We start from the raw sequence: 16588 nt of genomic DNA on the forward strand, positions 1-16588 counted from the left end.
GCTCTGCTGATGCGAGCCGCAGATTTGCCCACAAACAAGCATAAGATGAGCTTCCACTCTGATAGGGGCCTGCGCCTCCGAGACAGAGGCGCGGGTGCTCTATCCTGATTGAGGAGCACCCGATGTGTGACTATAGCCTGCATGCCGTCGCGACGCGTCCCGCAGAAGTTGGCGAGACGATCGTCACGACAACGTTCCGCGGCACCTCGACGCGCGGCTTCGCCTCCGAAGCCGACATGTCCGTCGCGGTTTGCCTGCTGCCGGGAACGGAGCTCGCCTTCGCCGACAACGTCCGCTACGACAATCGCTGGATCTGGACGCGCACCATCAACTCGCGCGTCGGCAAGTTCGGCAAGGTCGATCCGCACATTCCCGACCGCCATCACGACGCGATCGAATTCCCCGACGGCAAATACGTGCTGGTGACGCAGCTGGTCGAAGGCCAGCGCGCAACCGTGCTGCAACTGCCCGTGACCCAGCCGCTCGGCGAGCGCGAGCACAAGCCGCAGGTCGCCGACAGCCGCTCCACGTCCCCGCGCCTGCCGATCGGCTAAGCCGTCGATCTCAGTCATCGGCCTGCAGGTCGGTGTCAGACGGCGTTGCGTCTTTGGAGCGCGGAGCTGCCGACCGCGGCATGAGGGTCTGTTCGAAATCTCCATCGCCGGCCGCCGCCGGCGACCAGGGGCGGTTTGCGCCCCTCGCCTTTACCGCCTGAATCGCAAAGCCGTCGCCACGCGGCGTCAGCGCCAGCGCGCCCTGACGCACGAGACGTGGCCGATCGACCACCATCGCACCACAATCCGGCGGCGCGGGCCTTGCCGTCACCACCAGTGCCGCGCGGCTGCAATCGTCTCCCAGCGCGTCAATGCGCAACGCCAGCGCAACGATGCGTCCGTCGGCAAGCGGCGTCACGCAGCCTGACTCGTCGCACGACACACCATCGGCAAGCGCGACGCTGCCGGGATCGCGAGAGTCGGCATCGGCCGCGAGCCACTCCTTGAGCAGAAAGCTGTCCTTGCTCGTCCTGATCAGGTGCAGCTGCCCGTCCCTGCCCCGCACGGCAACGCTCTGGCCGTCACCGGCGATAAGGATATCGGGTTGCCGGACCGACAGACCCCAGACGATTGCCGCCACGAGCACGAACGCGCCCGACCAGCGCAGCGGCGTGCGTAGCAGTCCCATCAGGACGAGGCCGAGGCTCGCCGCGATCAGCGGCGCAGTGCCGAAGGCACTGACGTGGCCGATCGCGCCGGGCAGCGCCGCGACCCATCGCGAGACCGCCACCATCCAGTCGATACCGATCCCCATCAACCACCAGAACACCCCGTCGAGCCCGAACGGTGCCGCGAGCAATCCCAACAGCCCGGCCGGCATCACCAGCGCCGAGACCACCGGCATCGCGCCGAGATTGGCAAGCACGCCATAGGGCGTGACGCGATGGAAATGGAAGGCGGCATAGGGCGTGGTCGCAAACCCCGCGATCATCGAGGCCATGAATAGCATCGCGATCTCGCGGCCGCCCCACAGCGCGATGCGCGCGGTTGTCGAGTGATCGGGCGAGGCAAACAGGTTCGGCATACCGATCTGCACCAGCGCCACCAGGCCGAGCGTTGCCGCAAAGGACATCTGGAAGCTCGGATGCACCAGCGCCTCAGGCGCGACCGCAAGCACGATCAGCGCTGCCACCGCCAGCGTGCGAAAGGTGATGGCGCGGCGGTCAACCATGACAGCGATCAGCACCACCGCGGTCATGAAGAACGACCTTTGGGTCGCAACCTCCGCGCCCGAGAGCAGCAGATGGAACGCGGACGCGACCAGCGCCGCGGCGGCCGACCATTTCTTGATTGCGAAGCCGACCGCCAGCCCGGGGATCAGCGCCAGCAGCGCGCGAACCGCGAAGAAGACGACGCCGGCGACGACAGCCATATGGTACCCGGAGATCGACAGAACATGGCCGAGGCCGGAGATGAACATCGCATCGTTGACGGGCGTGGTGATGGCATCGCGGCGGCCGGTCAAAAGCGCAGTCGCGATCGCGCGGTTGTCGCCGTCGAGCGTGGCGCGGATGCGCGCGTCGATCGCATCGCGCAGGCCCTGCATCACCGCCGCATAGCGCAGTTGCAGGCCGCCGGCATCGGGCGGCGCCACGGCCGTGATCGATCCCATCACGAAGCCGGAGGCGCCGATGCCCTGGAAGAACATGTCGCGCGAGAAATCGTAGCTGCCCGGCCGCAACGGCGCGAGCGGCGGCATCAGCCGCGCCTTCAGCTGCACGAAGCTGCCGACATCGGGCGCCGTCCCCTTGCGCACGGAGAGGCGGACGCGCTCCAGCTTCACGTCGCTGCGCTGCGCCTCCATCGCGGTGACGCGCAGCACGAAACGGTCGGTGCGTTCGCGGATGTCGCGGGTCTCGACGAAGCCCGACAGCGACACCGAATAAAGCGGCCTTGCGAGCACCGTGTGGGCGATGCGCGCCGTCTTCCAGGTTGCCATGGCAAAGCCGGCCGCGACCGCCGCGATCATGATCGCCGGCGCAAACCACCGGCTCCGGCGCAACAACACCGCCCCGAGCGCCAGCGCCACCGTCGTCGGGGCAACGACCCACAGCACCGGCTCATGATCGGCCGCGAAATAGAGCGCGATGCCGCAGCCGAAGGCGATCGGCACCCAGGGAAACAGTCGCCCGGCGCCGGCTTCGGCCTTGGCCCATTCGCGAAGCCGCGCGACGATCGCGGGCCAAACGTCAAAGCCCGCCGGCACAAAGCCGCCCGCCGATGCGGTCCGGCCGGTTGGCCAAGTCCCTGCAATCGGCGCGCCGGCGATACCCTGCGAGACCCGTTGCGGCCGACCCGGCTCCGCCATTCCTTAGCAACCCTGCGATACGCGACTGGCGCAGAGGCTACCGGAACGTGCAGCGGTGCGAATAGCGGTACGGATCAGGAACGAAGGGGCCGCAGCCCTACTTTTCCTCTTCCATCGTCACGGCGACATCCGCCTTGGCCGACAGCCGGACCTTGTTGCCCTCGACACCGGCGACGAGCCCCTTGTCGATGAAATGATGATGACCCTTGTGGCTGCCCTCGCCGCTGTCCTTCTTGGTCAGCTTGATGCGATTACCCTCGACCTTGTCGACGGTACCGATGTGGACGCCGTCGGCGCCGATGACTTCCATATGCTCTGCGATGTTCTGCATGGGAGATCCTCAATTGGGGACCCACACAACGCGCAGGGGACGCGTTCGTTGCCTCGCCGGAATGACGATGCCGTGTGCCCCGTCAGATCAACGGCGCGCGTGACGAGGCATGAAGCCGGCGCACCATTTCGCGACGATGGCGGAAACGATCGCGTCGGCTTCTCGGCTCATGCGTGTCTCAGCCTTTGGCGACTTCCTTCGCGAACGTGTCACGCAGGCCGATGGTGCGCGAAAACACCGGCTTGCCTGGCGTCGAGTCCCTGTCGCGCACGAAATAGCCCTGGCGCTCGAACTGCATCGGCTCGGTCGAATTGCTTTCCGCAACCGATGCCTCGATCCGGGCATCAGCGAGGATCTCCAGCGACTGCGGATTGAGGTCGGCCGCGAAATTCGAGGCGTCCGGGCTCGGATTGGCGAACAGCTGGTTGTAGATGCGAATCTCCGCCGGCACCGAACTCGCCGCCGGCAGCCAGTGCATGGTCGCCTTGACCTTGCGGCCATCGGGCGCATTGCCGCCCTTGGTCGCGGGATCGTAGGTGCAGCGCAGCTCCACCACTTCGCCGGCGTCGTTCTTGATCACGCCGGTGCACTTGACGAAATAGGCGTAGCGCAGCCGCACCTCGTTGCCCGGCGACAGGCGGAAGAATTTCTTGGGCGGATTCTCCATGAAGTCGTCCTGCTCAATATAGAGCTCGCGGCCGAACGTGATCTTGCGCGTGCCCGCGCTAGCGTCGTCGGGGTGGTTGATCGCCTCGAGCTCCTCGGTCTGCCCTTCCGGATAGTTCTCGATCACCACCTTGAGCGGCCGCAGCACGCCCATGCGCCGCTGCGACGTGCGATTCAGTTCCTCACGAATGCAGAACTCGAGCATGCCGACATCGACAACGCTGTTGGCCTTGGCCACGCCGATGCGCTTGACGAATTCGCGCAAAGCCGCCGGCGGCACGCCGCGGCGGCGCATCCCCGCCATGGTCGGCATGCGCGGATCGTCCCAGCCGGCGACATGACCGTCGCGGACGAGCTGGGTCAGCACACGCTTGGACAGCAGCGTGTAGGTCAAATTGAGCCGCGCCATTTCGTACTGGTGCGGCTTGGACGGCACCGGCAGCTTCTCGATGAACCAATCGTAAAGTGGCCGGTGGTCCTCGAACTCCAGCGTGCAGATCGAATGGGTGATGCCCTCGATCGCGTCCGACTGGCCGTGGGCATAGTCGTAGCTCGGATAGATGCTCCACTTGGTCCCGGTGCGCGGATGATGCGCATGCAGGATCCGATACAGCACCGGATCACGGAGATTGATGTTGCCCGAGGACATGTCGATCTTGGCCCGCAGCACGCGCGCGCCGTTGGGGAATTCGCCGGCCTTCATGCGGCGGAACAGGTCGAGATTTTCGTCGACGCTGCGGTCACGGAACGGCGAGTTCTTGCCCGGCTCGGTCAACGTGCCGCGCGAAGTGCGGATCTGCTCCTGGGTCTGATCGTCAACATAGGCCAAGCCATCGCGGATCAGCTTCTCCGCCCATTCGTACAGGCGGTCGAAATAGTCCGAGGCGAAAAACAGGTTCTTGCCCCAGTCGAAGCCGAGCCAGCGCACGTCGGCCTGGATGGCATCGATATATTCCTGCTCTTCCTTGACCGGATTGGTGTCGTCGAAGCGCAGATGGCAGCGGCCCGGAAATTCCTGGGCGATACCGAAATTGAGGGCGATCGACTTGGCGTGGCCGATATGCAGGTAGCCGTTCGGCTCCGGCGGGAACCGGGTCACGATCTCCTTGTACTTGGCCTGATCGAGGTCGGCCTGGATGATGTCACGAATGAAATCGCGCCCAACCTCAGTCGCCACCAGTTCTGTCATTACGAAAATCCTGTAGGGAAATCAGCGGTCCTTCTGCCAAATTTGCTTGGCTGAGCCAAGGGTTTAAGCAAGGCCTTAAGCGGTCCGCTGCCGGGCTTTAGTTATGCTCCGGTCCTGTTATATACCACCGCCTCCCATGCATAGGCCCTGCCACGAATGACCAATTCCGTCGTCACCCGCTTCGCTCCCTCCCCGACCGGCTTCCTCCATATCGGGGGTGCCCGCACGGCGCTGTTCAACTGGCTCTATGCGAAGAAGCACGGCGGCAAGATGCTGCTCCGGATCGAGGACACCGACCGGGAGCGCTCTACCGAGGCTGCGATTGGCGCGATTCTGGACGGGCTGAAATGGCTGGAGCTCGGCTGGGATGGCGACGTCATCTACCAGTTCAGCCGCGCCGCCCGTCACCGCGAGGTCGCCGAGCAGTTGCTGGCGGACGGCAAGGCCTATCGCTGCTACGCCACCGCCGAGGAGCTCACCGCCATGCGCGAGAAGGCGCGCGCAGAGGGCCGCACCCGTCTCTATGACGGCCTATGGCGCGACCGCGACCCGGCGACGGCACCGTCGGACGTCAAGCCGACCATCCGCCTGCGCGCGCCGCAGACCGGCGAGACCGTGATCGAGGACCAGGTCCAGGGCCGCGTGGTCTGGCAGAACGAGAACCTCGACGATCTCGTCCTGCTGCGCGGTGATGGCAACCCGACCTACATGCTCGCAGTGGTCGTGGACGACCACGACATGGGCGTCACCCACGTCATTCGCGGCGACGACCATCTGATCAACGCCGCGCGCCAGAAGCAGATCTACGATGCGATGGGCTGGGCACTGCCGAGCATGTCTCACATCCCCCTGATCCACGGTCCGGACGGCTCAAAGCTGTCCAAGCGGCACGGTGCGCTCGGCGTCGATGCCTACCGCGCCATGGGCTACCTCCCGGCCGCGCTCCGCAACTACCTCGTCCGCCTCGGCTGGAGCCATGGCGACCAGGAGATCTTCTCGACCGAGGAGATGATCGCAGCCTTCGACCTCGCCAATGTCGGCCGCGCCGCCGCCCGCTTCGATTTCGCCAAGCTGGAAAACCTCAACGGCCATTACATCCGCCACGCCGACGATCAATCGCTCGTGAAGATGTTCGAGGACGTGCTCGACCATTTGGTGCCCGCCCGCGACGAGATTAAGGCCAAGCTGAACGACACCACGCGCGCCCAGCTGCTCAAGGCGATGCCGGCCCTGAAGGAGCGCGCCAAGACGCTGATCGAGCTGATCGACGGCGCCTATTTCATCTTCGCCGACCGGCCTCTGCAGCTCGATCCCAAGGCGGCCGCCCTGCTGACGCCTGAGAACCGCAAGCTGATCGGTCAGCTGCATTCCGCGCTGGAGAATGTCGCGACCTGGAGCGGCGCCACCACGGAGGCCGCACTGCGTGCTTTTGCCGAGGAAAATAGTCTCAAGCTCGGCGCAGTCGCCCAGCCGTTGCGGGCCGCGCTGACCGGGCGCACCACGTCGCCTGGGATCTTTGAGGTTTTGGACGTGCTGGGACGCCAGGAAAGCCTGGGGCGGCTTAAGGATCAGTCTACGACGTAAGTCCATAGCTGCCATGATCTTGCAGTGCACACAGCAATAATATACCCATCTCCCCGTACATTCTGGAACATCCGGCCTGCCCCACCCATGTCATCGGGGCCTTCCGGGTCCGGCCCGTTTCACCTTACATCGGGGACCTCTGATGGACGCAAACTCAAGCAACAAGACCGCCACGCTGACGGTCGGAAACAAGAACTACGATCTTCCGATCCACAGCGGCAGCGTCGGACCTGATGTCATCGATATCGGCAAGCTGTACGGCCAGTCCGGACTGTTCACCTACGATCCCGGCTTCACCTCCACTGCGAGCTGCCAGTCCAAGATCACCTATATCGACGGTGATGCGGGCGTGCTGGAATACCGCGGCTACCCGATCGAGCAGCTCGCCGAGAACGGCGACTTCCTCGAGACCTGCTACCTGCTGCTCTTTGGCGATCTGCCGACTGCCGCGCAGAAGAAGGATTTCGACCACCGCGTGATCCATCACACGATGGTGCACGAGCAGATGGCCCGCTTCTTCCAGGGCTTCCGCCGCGACGCCCATCCGATGGCCGTGATGGTTGCCTCCGTCGGCGCGCTCGCCGCGTTCTACCACGATAGCACCGACATTAACGACCCGAAGCAGCGCATGATCGCTTCGATGCGCATGATCGCGAAGATTCCGACGCTGGCCGCGATGGCCTACAAGTACACGGTCGGCCAGCCCTTCGTGTATCCGAAGAACTCGCTCTCCTTCGCGGAGAACTTCCTCAACATGTGCTTCGCCGTTCCGTGCGAGGAGTACAAGATCAACCCGGTGCTCGCTGACGCGCTGGACAAGATCTTCATCCTGCACGCCGACCACGAGCAGAACGCCTCGACCTCGACGGTGCGTATCGCCGGCTCCTCCGGCGCCAACCCGTTCGCCTGCATCGCCGCCGGCATCGCCTGCCTCTGGGGCCCGGCGCATGGCGGCGCAAACGAAGCTGCGCTCGCGATGCTTGCCGAGATCGGCTCCGTGGACAAGATCCCCGAGTTCATCGCCAAGGTGAAGGACAAGAACTCCGAAGTCCGCCTGATGGGCTTCGGTCACCGCGTCTACAAGAACTACGATCCGCGCGCCAAGATCATGCAGAAGATGTGTCACGCCGTTCTCAAGGAGACCGGCCATGGCGACGATCCGATGCTGAAGGTGGCGCTCGAGCTCGAGAAGATCGCGCTCAGCGACCAGTACTTCATCGACCGCAAGCTGTATCCGAACGTCGACTTCTATTCGGGCATCACGCTGAAGGCGATGGGCTTCCCGGTCTCGATGTTCACCGTGCTGTTCGCGGTCGCCCGCACCGTCGGCTGGATCAGCCAGTGGAGCGAGATGATCGAGGACCCGCAGCAGAAGATCGGCCGTCCGCGCCAGCTCTACACCGGCGTCACCCGCCGCGACTACGTCGCGATCAAGGATCGCAAGTAAGTCTCAGCCTGAGGGCTATCAATGCGGCGCCGTCTCCGGATGGCGCCGTTTTTGTTTTTGCGATCACCTTGTAGGGTGGGCAAAGCGCAGCGTGCCCACCGCAACTCTGCGAGCGCGACAAAAATAGTGGGCACGCTTCGATTTGCCCACCCTACGAAACTCGTGGGCCGCCCCAATCTTGCTGCCGCGCACAACAACAAGTCGCAGCATCGCGCCGGCGAACGCTTGACAGTCGAAATGCTCCGCGCGCATTCTTACACTAAGTAAGAATGACGACAGGGATGGAAATGCCGGAGCAGCCGAGAAGTCGGCGGCAGACGCGTGCTGCCATTTTGACTCATTTGCTCCAGTCCGGCGGCTCGTTCCGGCCGCCCCTGGCGCGCGCCGTGCGCCTGTCCGAAGCAAGCCTGTCGCGTATCCTGTTCGACTTGAAAGCCGAAGGCCTGATCGAGGAAGTGCGGCGCCCCGCCCCTTATGTCGGCGGCCCGACGGGTCTGGTGTCGCTCGACCGCACGGTGGCGCTTGCCGCCCTCGAGCTGACCGGCCAATGGCTCAGCGTCGGCGTTGGCGGCCTGTCAGGGGAACTGCATTACACCGAGCGTGTGCCGCTGCCGAAGAAGCCGACCGTTGAATCCGTCGGCCGGGTGTTTCGCGAAGCACTGGCATTGCTGCGCGACTGGACGCGCCGGCGCCGCATCAGGCTCGCACAGGTCGGCGTGACCGTTCCCGGCCTCGGCCGCCTGAGTGTATCAGGCAATCCGATCATTCCGTGCGACGTCGGAGCTATCGGGGACATGTTCGGCGAATTGTTCGCGGGCGTGCCGGTCACCTTCACCAATTCGGTGGTGGCGCACGCCACATTTCACCGCTGCCGCACCGAGAACTATCCGTTCAGCGATGCGCATCTGTTCGTCTTCGTCGGCCAGGGCGTCGCGGGCGCCTGGCTGGATGATCCGATCGAGAACGACGCGCTCGACCCGGTCGAGCTCGGCCACATGGTGTTCGGAACCGACGGCCCGCGTTGCCGCTGCGGACATCACGGTTGCGTCGAAGCCTATACGTCGCTGCCGGCGCTGGCCGACCTTCTGCGCGTCACCGAAGCAGAATTGCTCCGACTCGGCAGTGAATGGGTGACCACGATCCCCCTCACATCGCGGGTGCGCCAGGAATTGCGCCAGCGCCTCTTCAGGCTTGGCCTCGCCATCGGCAACACATTGAACGTCAAGCCATGCCGCGGCGTTGTCGTCAGCGGCTGGCCGTCGCTGCTCACTGAAGACGATCGAAAGGCCGTCATCGACGGGATCGACTCCTGCCTGCTCGGCGGCCGGAAACTGGCGCAGGTGTCGCTCGCCTTCGTGCCGCCCTCGATGGGCAACGATCCGCAGGCAGCACTTGCCTTCGCCGCGCTCTGCCTGACCAGAAGCGGCGGCATGCCGGCCGCATCGACGGAGGCCGCCTGACATAGCCTGCGCGGCTCTCGCGCAAAAGAGTTCACACCCGGGAGGAACTTGCCATGCCGATCACAACAACAAGGCGCCGTCTGCTCGCTGGATCTGCTGCCGCGCTCGCGCTGCCGGCCTTTGCTCGCGCGCAAGGCGCAGTCAAGCCGCGCCTCACCGCGATCTCGCAATGGTCCGCAGGCAGCGACGGAGCGGCGATCACTGCGCTCGGCAAGAAATTCGAGGAGAAGGGCGGCATCTGGCAGCACTCGCCCGTCCCCGGCTTCACCACCGAGATGATGAACAAGCTGCGCGCCCAGATCATCGCCGGCGATCCGCCGGCCTGCTCGCAGCTCAAGGGCCCGGAGATTGCCGCCTGGTCGAAGATTGCGCCGACCGTCGATCTTGACGCCGTTGTCGCTGCCGCCGGCTACGAAAAGGTCGTCGCGCCGGACCTTGCAAAATTGCACAAGCCGGGAGGCAAGTGGATTGCCCTGCCCTTGCAGATCTACAGCACCAACATGCTGTTTCTCTCCAAGCGCGCGATGGACAAAGCCAAGGCCGACAAGCCCCCCGTGACCTGGGCTGACTTCAACGATCTTGCCGAGAAGATGAAAACCGCCGGGGTCACCTTTCCCGTCGCCAACGGTGGCACCCGCGCCGACGATGGGCAAAAATTCGAGGCCTCGCTCGCCGGCATCAGTCCCGCTGCATATCGCGCAGCCGCCATGAATCTCGACAAGAAGGCCCTGGAGGGTCCCGAGATCAAGGCTGCCTTCGCACAGATGCGCAAGATCACCAACTGGATGGACCCCAATGTCGGCGCCCAACCCTATGCCATCAATTTGAAGCGCTTCGTCGATGGCGACATGGGCATGTTGATCATGGGCGGCTGGGCGCAGGGCGTGCTGCGGAACGCCGGTTTCAAGTTCGATGACTTCGTCATCGCGCCAGGCCCCAGCGACAATGGCAAGCCGGTATTCCTGCTGAATGCCGATGCCTTCATCTTCTGGCAGCGCAAGGAGCCCGATCTGCAAGCCGGCCAGATGTTGATGGCCCAGCTCGTCATGGACCCGGCGATCCAGACCATGTATTCGCAAATCACGGGATCGATCCCCGTGCGCACCGATGTCGATCTGTCCGGTGAGGGCTGGTCGGATGGTCAACGGCGAACCGCAGCCGCACTCAAGGACGCTGTCGCCAGCAATCAGGCCGTCCTGAGCCTCGCCCACAACATGGCGCAGGAAAATGGCCTGACCGCTGCGATGATCGACGTGTTCACCGAATACGCGAAGAACAAGACGATCACGCCGGATCAAGCCGTCACCCGCCTTGCCGAGGCCGTCGAGGGCTCGCGTTGACCGACGCCGTCTCCACAGCAACGCGACCGGGCTGGCCGGCGACCTTTGACATGGTGCGCCGGCTGCCCGAATATCTGATGATCTGGGTGCCGCTGCTGTTGTCCGCAGCGCACCTCATTTCGTTTTCGATCTGGACGATCTGGATTTCGTTCACGCCATCCACCCTTGTGCCGGTCACGGGCTGGGTGGGTCTGCGCAACTACAATTCGGTCCTGGCGTCGCGGAACTGGCAAATCGCCTTCGACAATCTGCTGCTGTTCGGCATCGCGTTCGTGCTGCTGAGCTTGATCACCGGTCTCGTGCTGGCGATCCTGCTCGATCAGCGCATTCGCGGCGAGAACGTGCTGCGCACCATCTTCCTGTACCCCTTGGCGGTATCGTTCGTCGTCACCGGCACGGTCTGGAGCTGGCTGCTCAATCCCGGTATCGGGATCGAGAAGCTCGTCCATGATCTCGGCTGGAGCTCCTTCCACTTCGACTGGCTGGTCAATCGCGACATGGCGATCTGGACCATCGTCATCGCTGCGATCTGGCAATCCTCGGGCTTCGCCATGGCGCTGTTCCTGGCCGGCCTTCGCTCCGTCGACACCGACATTATCAGGGCCGCGCAGATCGACGGCGCTGGGCCGATCCGAACCTATTGGCGCGTCATTCTGCCGACGCTCTGGCCGATCACCATCACCGTCGTCGTCGTCCAGCTGCAATTTGCGATTTCGGCCTTCGACCTCGTCCGCGCGCTCACCAACGGCGGGCCCGGCATCGCGACCCAGCTGCCGGCCCTTGTCGTCTACGATTTGATGTTCCAGCGCAGCCAGCTCGGCCGTGGCGCGGCGGCGGCGGTGCTCATGTTGCTCATCCTTCTCGCCGTGCTGCTGCCCTATGCGGCGTGGCGTTATGTCCAGCGACGGCAGGCCGCCCATGCGTGACCGCAGCTTCGCGCCGAGCAGGATTTTGATCTATCTCGTCGTGACATTGTTCGCGGCCGCTTATCTCGCGCCGCTGGTCGTCGTCGTGCTGAACTCGGTCCGGACCAATGAGGAGATTGCGCAGGGTTCGATGATCGGCTGGCCGCAACACATGGCCTGGCGCAACTACCTCACTGCCTGGAGCGGCTTTTGCATCGCCGAGACCTGCGCCGGAATCCGGCCATACATGCTGAACTCCGCGCTCATCACGATCCCCGCGACGATTTTCTCCACCCTGCTCGGTGCTGTGGCGGGTTACGCCGTGTCGCTCTGGCGTTTTCGCGGCGACAACTGGATCTACGGCATCGTCACCCTCGGCCTCTTCCTGCCCCAGCAGATGCGCCTGCTGCCCTGGACCATCGTGTTGCGGGACATCGGGCTCATCAACACGCTGTGGGGCCTCGTGCTGATTCACACGATCCAGGGGCTTTCCTTCACCGTGCTGTTCTGCCGGAACTACTATGTCGCCATTCCGCATGAACTGATCCGGGCGGCACGCATCGACGGCGCCGGGTTCTTCCGTATTTTCTGGCGCATCATCCTGCCGCTCTCGTCCCCCATCCTGATCGTCACAGTGATCTGGCAGTTCACCCATATCTGGAACGAATTCCTCTATGGCGTGACATTCACGACCGGCCAGCAGCAGCCCGTGACGGCCGCGCTCATCGCGCTGTCTGCCGCGGTCGCGGATATCCCGCAGCACGGCGTGCAGAGCGCCGCGGTGATCATCGCGGCGCTCCCCACTTTGCTGATCTATCTCTTCGGCGGCAGGTATTTCGTACGCGGCCTCACTGCCGGGGCTGTGAAATGATGGATGTGTCATGGCAGCACTAAGCATTCGCGCGCTGTCGAAGCGCTACGCCAATCTGGAGGTGCTGAAGGGCATCGACCTCGACATCGAGAGCGGTGAATTCACCGTGCTGGTCGGGCCGTCCGGCTGCGGCAAGTCCACGCTGCTCAACATCGTTGCCGGGCTTGATCGGGCAAGCGACGGCACGATCGAGATCGGCGGACGCGTGGTCAACGATGTCCCGCCGAAGGACCGCGACATCGCCATGGTGTTCCAGTCCTACGCGCTCTATCCGTCGATGACGGTGCGCCAGAACATCACCTTCGGCATGGAATGCCGACACGTCGCCAAGGCGGAGCAAGAGAAGGCGTTGGCGAACGTGGCCAAGCTGCTCCAGATCGAGCCGCTGCTCGGCCGCAAGCCGTCGCAACTGTCCGGCGGCCAGCGCCAGCGCGTGGCGATGGGGCGCGCGCTGGTGCGCGATCCCCTGCTCTTCCTGTTCGACGAGCCGCTCTCCAATCTCGACGCCAAGCTGCGGGTCGAGATGCGGATGGAGATCAAGCGGCTGCACCAGCGCATCGGCGCCACCATCATCTATGTCACCCACGACCAGATCGAGGCGATGACGATGGCAACCCGCATCGCCGTGATGCATCGCGGCGTGGTGCAGCAATTCGCCGACCCCGACACGGTCTACCGCTATCCGGCCAATCTGTTCGTCGCCCGCTTCATGGGCTCGCCGCCGATGAACACGATGCCGGCACGGCTCGAGGCTAATGCCGGCGGGCCTGTGGCGGTGATCGGAGCCGGCCGGCCGGACGAGCTCCGTATCCACCTGCAAGACTACGACGCAGCTACGTCCTATGTCGGCCGCGAGGTGGTGCTTGGGATCCGGCCGGAATGCATCGCCGAGGGGGATCGCGTGTTCTCTGGCGCCACGGGCGCGCCTGTTATCGTCACCGCGCCTGTCGAGCTGGTCGAGCCTACCGGCGCGGAGACCATTGTCCTGCTGCGACTCGGCGGCGAACCCGCGCAGGCGCGCATCTCGCCGGACATCCGCCCGACGCCGGGCGGGACCGCCTCCTTCGCCCTCGATACCCGCCGCATTTGCCTGTTCGACCCTGAGACGGAGCGACTGATCGCATGACCAAGACGAGCTACCCCGACCTCGCGGACCGCGTGGTGCTGATCACCGGGGGCGCCAGCGGCATCGGCGCCGCCTTCGTGCGCGCTTTTGCGAGCCAAGGTTCCCGCGTCGCCTTCCTCGACATCGACACGCCGGCGGGTGAAGCGCTGGCGCACGAGGTGGCGAAAACGTCCGGCACCGCTCCGCTATTCGTGCCCTGCGACCTCCTCGACATCGACGCCCTGCGCGCGGCGCTGGCGAAGGTGCAGGCATCGCTCGGCGATGCCGCGGTCCTCGTCAACAACGCCGCCAATGACCAGCGCCAGGTGCTGGCAGACGTGACGCCGGCCGAATTCGACTGGATGATCGGCGTCAATCTCAAGCACGTCTTCTTTGCCGCACAAGCCGTGGTGCCGCAGATGCAGGCGCGCGGCGGCGGCTCGATCGTCAACATGTCGTCGGTCGCCTGGATCCGCGGCGCACCGGCGCTCCCGGTCTACGCCGCGGCAAAGGCTGCGATCGTCGGCTTCACCAACTCACTGGGCCGCCGGTTCGGCGCCGACCGCATCCGCGTCAACGCGATCGCGCCGGGAATGGTGATCACCGAGCGGCAGCGGAAGCTGTGGTTTCCCAACGAGCAGGCCATCACCGAACTGCGCACGCGGCAGGCCATTCCCGATGCGGTGACGCCCGATGATATCGCCGACATGGCGCTCTACCTCGCCTCCGACGCGAGCCGGCGCATCACCTGCCAGTGCTTCCGGGTCGACGGCGGCTTGGCCTAGCTTCGCCGTCCCTTCCGCATCGTCGCGAGCACGATGTCGGCGGCGAGCACGCTCGGTGATTTGTTGCCGGTGGACATGATGGTGTCGAGCTGGGCAAACGCCTCGACCTGTTGCTTGCGCATCGGCGTCTCGCTCAACACCTCGGCCAGTGCGGCTGCGAGCTTCTCCGGCGTGCAGTCCTCCTGCAAAAATTCGGGGATCACGTCCTTGCCGATCACGAGATTGGCGAGGATCACCGAAGAGACCTGGATCGCGCGGCGCAGGATGAAGGCCTCCATCGCGCCGACGCGATAGGCGGTCACCATCGGAATGCCCGAGAGCGCGAGCTCCAGCGTCACGGTGCCGGATTTCGCCAGCGCCGCGCGCGCGATCCGGAATGCGGCGCGCCTCTCGGTTTCGCCGACCACGATCTGCGGCTTGACCGGCCAGGTCGCCACGCCCGCGCGGACGGTGGCCTCGAGGTGCGGCATCGTCGGCAGCATCAACTCGAACGCGCGGCCCTCGTCCTGCAATCGCCCGAGCGCGGCGCCGAACAGGCCGAGATGATGCCGGATCTCGCTGCGGCGGCTGCCCGGCAGCACCAGCAGCACCGGCGGCTCGCTGTCGCGGCGCTTTTGCTCGTCAAGGTTCGGGCGCAGCGACGGCAATTGCTCGATCAGGGGATGGCCGACATAGCTGCATGGCGGCCCTTTCAGCTTGCGGTACTCCTCCGGCTCGAACGGCAGCAGACCCAGCACGTGATCGACATAACCGAGCATCGCGCGCGCGCGGCCGGGCCGCCAGGCCCAGACCGAGGGCGAGACGTAGTCGACGACGGGGATCGCCGGATTCTTCGCGCGGACGCGGCGCGCGACGCGATGGGTGAAATCGGGACTGTCGATGATGACCAGCGCGTCGGGCGCGGACTCGGTCACGGCATCCGCCGTCTCGCGGATCAGCCCCAGGATCTTCGGCAATTGCTGCACCACCGCGGCAAAGCCGACGATCGACAGCTCCTCGATCGGAAACAGCGTCTCGAGCCCCTCGCGCGCCATGGTGCGGCCGCCGACGCCCTCGAACTGCACGCCGTCGCCGAGGCGCTGGCGCAGCACCTTCATCAGCGCCGAGCCGAGCCGGTCGCCGGATTCCTCCGTCGCGATCAGAAAGATCTTCCGTTGGGGATCGCGGGTCGGCATCACGCGGGCAGACCGACGACGAAGAGATATTTGGCGTCGGCGAGCCCGATCATCGCCTGCGGCTCGGCGGCGATGGTGTTGCCGGCGATGACAGCGACACCGGCAAGGCCGGCCTTGGCGACGCCCTCGATCGTGCGCGCGCCGATCGTCGGCAGGTCGAAGCGCAAATCCTGGCCGCTCTTCGGCGCCTTCACCAGCACGCCACGCCCCGTCGCGGCACGGATGCGGCCCTCCTCGCGCAGCCGCGCCACGCGCGCGAGCAGCGCATCCGTGCCCTCGATGTCCTCGACCGCCACCACATGGCCGTCGATCACCACGGCGGCCTGACCGATGTCGAACGGCCCGAGCGCGGTGAGCACCGCGCGCCCGCGTTCGATGTCAGCCTTGGCATTGTCGGCCGGCCAGGCACGGGTGACGCAGCCCTCTGGCATCAGCAGGTCGGGCGCGACGTCCTTGATGCCGACCATGCGAAAGCCGCCTTGCTCGAGAATGCGGCCGACACCCGACAACAGATGATCGTCGCCGCCGCGGAAGGCGCGGATGACGTTGCCGAGCAGCCGCAACGTCGTGACGTCGAAGCGGATTTCCGTGAGCGAAGGCCGCACCAGCGTGCCGATGAAGATCAGGTCGCGGCAGCCCTCCTCGCGGAACAGCCGCATGGCGCGGCCGAGCTGACCGACCGAGATCCAGCGGTGGCGGAATTTCTCCACCTGTACCGGATCGCAGGCGCCTCGCAGCGGAAACAGCACCGGCGTGATGCCGCGCGCGGCGAGCGACTCGGCCACCGCGAACGGCATCGCACCACCGCCCGCGACCACACCGACCGGTGATGAAACGCCTGGAGCCGCCGATGTCATATCCGCGGCCA

14 protein-coding genes are annotated in these 16588 nt (G+C 65.2%); 9 read left to right on the top strand and 5 right to left on the bottom strand.

Annotation, left to right across the window (positions count from 1 at the left end; all coding sequences use genetic code 11):
• Positions 1 to 122 precede the first annotated feature (122 nt).
• Positions 123 to 554: a hypothetical protein gene (locus ABID59_RS08325; protein WP_187435141.1), complete on the top strand. Its 432-nt coding sequence runs from the start codon at positions 123 to 125 to the stop codon at positions 552 to 554.
• Positions 555 to 564: 10 nt separating this feature from the next.
• On the opposite strand, the gene ABID59_RS08330 is transcribed toward ABID59_RS08325, so the two are convergent.
• The 3 genes from ABID59_RS08330 to ABID59_RS08340 form a co-directional block, all read right to left on the bottom strand.
• On the bottom strand, positions 565 to 2862 hold the full coding sequence (locus tag ABID59_RS08330) for a ComEC/Rec2 family competence protein (RefSeq protein WP_354083046.1): 2298 nt from the start codon (positions 2860 to 2862) through the stop codon (positions 565 to 567).
• Positions 2863 to 2959: 97 nt separating this feature from the next.
• Positions 2960 to 3193, bottom strand: a complete 234-nt coding sequence (locus ABID59_RS08335; RefSeq protein WP_063194708.1) for a DUF2171 domain-containing protein — start codon at positions 3191 to 3193, stop codon at positions 2960 to 2962.
• A 178-nt stretch (positions 3194 to 3371) separates the two neighbouring features.
• Positions 3372 to 5048, bottom strand: coding sequence for a glutamine--tRNA ligase/YqeY domain fusion protein (locus ABID59_RS08340; protein WP_354083047.1), 1677 nt, complete (start codon positions 5046 to 5048; stop codon positions 3372 to 3374).
• 156 nt (positions 5049 to 5204) lie between these two features.
• On the opposite strand from ABID59_RS08340, the gene gltX reads away from it, so the two are divergent.
• The 8 genes from gltX (at position 5205) to ABID59_RS08380 (ending at position 14545) form a co-directional block, all read left to right on the top strand.
• Complete coding sequence (gene gltX / locus ABID59_RS08345) at positions 5205 to 6632, top strand: glutamate--tRNA ligase (RefSeq protein ID WP_354083048.1); 1428 nt, start codon at positions 5205 to 5207, stop codon at positions 6630 to 6632.
• 142 nt (positions 6633 to 6774) lie between these two features.
• On the top strand, positions 6775 to 8079 hold the full coding sequence (gene gltA, locus ABID59_RS08350; protein WP_354037044.1) for a citrate synthase: 1305 nt from the start codon (positions 6775 to 6777) through the stop codon (positions 8077 to 8079).
• Positions 8080 to 8360: 281 nt separating this feature from the next.
• On the top strand, positions 8361 to 9539 hold the full coding sequence (locus ABID59_RS08355) for an ROK family transcriptional regulator (protein WP_187435139.1): 1179 nt from the start codon (positions 8361 to 8363) through the stop codon (positions 9537 to 9539).
• A 53-nt stretch (positions 9540 to 9592) separates the two neighbouring features.
• Complete coding sequence (locus ABID59_RS08360) at positions 9593 to 10879, top strand: ABC transporter substrate-binding protein (protein WP_354083049.1); 1287 nt, start codon at positions 9593 to 9595, stop codon at positions 10877 to 10879.
• Positions 10876 to 11805 (top strand): carbohydrate ABC transporter permease, encoded by a 930-nt coding sequence (locus ABID59_RS08365; RefSeq protein ID WP_354083050.1) that lies wholly within the window; start codon positions 10876 to 10878, stop codon positions 11803 to 11805. Before ABID59_RS08360 ends, ABID59_RS08365 begins: the two co-directional genes overlap by 4 nt.
• Positions 11798 to 12655 (top strand): carbohydrate ABC transporter permease, encoded by an 858-nt coding sequence (locus ABID59_RS08370; protein ID WP_354083051.1) that lies wholly within the window; start codon positions 11798 to 11800, stop codon positions 12653 to 12655. Before ABID59_RS08365 ends, ABID59_RS08370 begins: the two co-directional genes overlap by 8 nt.
• A gap of 10 nt (positions 12656 to 12665) precedes the next feature.
• Positions 12666 to 13781, top strand: coding sequence for an ABC transporter ATP-binding protein (locus ABID59_RS08375; RefSeq protein ID WP_354083052.1), 1116 nt, complete (start codon positions 12666 to 12668; stop codon positions 13779 to 13781).
• Positions 13778 to 14545 carry an SDR family NAD(P)-dependent oxidoreductase gene (locus tag ABID59_RS08380; protein ID WP_354083053.1) on the top strand — a complete coding sequence of 256 codons (768 nt, stop codon included), beginning with the start codon at positions 13778 to 13780 and terminating at the stop codon, positions 14543 to 14545. The genes ABID59_RS08375 and ABID59_RS08380 overlap by 4 nt, the downstream gene beginning before the upstream one ends.
• Here the strand turns inward: ABID59_RS08380 and lpxB are convergent.
• Together lpxB and ABID59_RS08390 are read right to left on the bottom strand one after the other, a co-directional pair.
• A complete protein-coding gene (gene lpxB, locus ABID59_RS08385; protein ID WP_354083054.1) occupies positions 14542 to 15723 on the bottom strand; it encodes a lipid-A-disaccharide synthase in 1182 nt (393 codons plus the stop codon). The genes ABID59_RS08380 and lpxB overlap by 4 nt on opposite strands.
• Entirely contained in the window at positions 15720 to 16577 is an 858-nt protein-coding gene (locus ABID59_RS08390) for an LpxI family protein (protein WP_354083055.1), read from the bottom strand. Before ABID59_RS08390 ends, lpxB begins: the two co-directional genes overlap by 4 nt.
• Positions 16578 to 16588 lie beyond the last annotated feature (11 nt).

The sequence above is a fragment of the Bradyrhizobium sp. S3.3.6 genome (genome assembly GCF_040546905.1).
Lineage (GTDB): Bacteria > Pseudomonadota > Alphaproteobacteria > Rhizobiales > Xanthobacteraceae > Bradyrhizobium > Bradyrhizobium cytisi.

What these genes read in the sequence shown, in the direction of transcription:
- ABID59_RS08325 (WP_187435141.1), top strand. Translation starts at nt 123, where the DNA reads ATGTGTGACTATAGCCTGCATGCCGTCGCGACGCGTCCCGCAGAAGTT.
- ABID59_RS08330 (WP_354083046.1), bottom strand. Translation starts at nt 2,862, where the DNA reads ATGGCGGAGCCGGGTCGGCCGCAACGGGTCTCGCAGGGTATCGCCGGC.
- ABID59_RS08335 (WP_063194708.1), bottom strand. Translation starts at nt 3,193, where the DNA reads ATGCAGAACATCGCAGAGCATATGGAAGTCATCGGCGCCGACGGCGTC.
- ABID59_RS08340 (WP_354083047.1), bottom strand. Translation starts at nt 5,048, where the DNA reads ATGACAGAACTGGTGGCGACTGAGGTTGGGCGCGATTTCATTCGTGAC.
- gltX (WP_354083048.1), top strand. Translation starts at nt 5,205, where the DNA reads ATGACCAATTCCGTCGTCACCCGCTTCGCTCCCTCCCCGACCGGCTTC.
- gltA (WP_354037044.1), top strand. Translation starts at nt 6,775, where the DNA reads ATGGACGCAAACTCAAGCAACAAGACCGCCACGCTGACGGTCGGAAAC.
- ABID59_RS08355 (WP_187435139.1), top strand. Translation starts at nt 8,361, where the DNA reads ATGGAAATGCCGGAGCAGCCGAGAAGTCGGCGGCAGACGCGTGCTGCC.
- ABID59_RS08360 (WP_354083049.1), top strand. Translation starts at nt 9,593, where the DNA reads ATGCCGATCACAACAACAAGGCGCCGTCTGCTCGCTGGATCTGCTGCC.
- ABID59_RS08370 (WP_354083051.1), top strand. Translation starts at nt 11,798, where the DNA reads ATGCGTGACCGCAGCTTCGCGCCGAGCAGGATTTTGATCTATCTCGTC.
- ABID59_RS08375 (WP_354083052.1), top strand. Translation starts at nt 12,666, where the DNA reads ATGGCAGCACTAAGCATTCGCGCGCTGTCGAAGCGCTACGCCAATCTG.
- ABID59_RS08380 (WP_354083053.1), top strand. Translation starts at nt 13,778, where the DNA reads ATGACCAAGACGAGCTACCCCGACCTCGCGGACCGCGTGGTGCTGATC.
- ABID59_RS08390 (WP_354083055.1), bottom strand. Translation starts at nt 16,577, where the DNA reads ATGACATCGGCGGCTCCAGGCGTTTCATCACCGGTCGGTGTGGTCGCG.